The organism is Robbsia andropogonis (genome assembly GCF_000970345.1).
GTDB lineage: Bacteria > Pseudomonadota > Gammaproteobacteria > Burkholderiales > Burkholderiaceae > Robbsia > Robbsia andropogonis.
In genome coordinates this window covers 1-638 of record NZ_LAQU01000236.1, presented here as the reverse complement: position 1 = coordinate 638, position 638 = coordinate 1, and the positions used below count along the sequence as shown (strand labels likewise).

Genomic DNA, 638 nt, shown 5'->3' with positions numbered 1-638 from the left:
CAAGTCCCTTTTTATTCAAACGCGTGGCGTATTGCGTGAAGAATTAAAAAAGCATCTTCGTATGAAGCGTATGTTCCGGCGTGCCAGAAACCACCAGACGCCGAGTCGCGGGAACATTCAAGGAGCGGTTTCAATTCGGGAGCGTCCAGCTGAAATTGAAGATCGCGCGATACCCGGTCACTGGGAAGGTGATTTGATCGTCGGTTCGCTGAACAGCGCGATCGCAACAATTGTTGAGCGACATTCTCGATTTACGCTGTTATGCAAGGTAAAGAACAAAGGCGCACTCACCGTGATAGAGGCTCTTGCCGGACAGATGCACAAACTACCCCGAGAGTTATCGAAGAGTCTTACCTGGGACAGAGGTCAGGAACTGTCTGCGCATAAGGCGTTCTCACTTGCCACTGATATGGCGGTCTACTTCTGTGACCCCAGCAGCCCCTGGCAGCGCGGCACGAACGAGAATACTAACGGACTGCTGCGTCAGTATTTCCCGAAAGGCACTTGTCTTTCGGGCTTCTCGCAGAAGGAGTTAGACAAGATTGCGGAAAAGCTGAACACGAGACCCAGAAAAACCTTGAAGTTCAAAACCCCGGCACAGGTTCTTCAAGCCGCGTTGCAGTGACCGGTTGAATCCG

General features: G+C 51.9%; 1 protein-coding gene. It reads left to right on the top strand.

Annotated elements, in window-relative coordinates:
- Positions 1-625 (top strand): IS30 family transposase (locus WM40_RS27315; protein WP_046154691.1); only part of this gene is annotated, 625 nt, incomplete at its 5' end.
- Between the last annotated feature and the right edge of the window lie 13 nt (positions 626-638).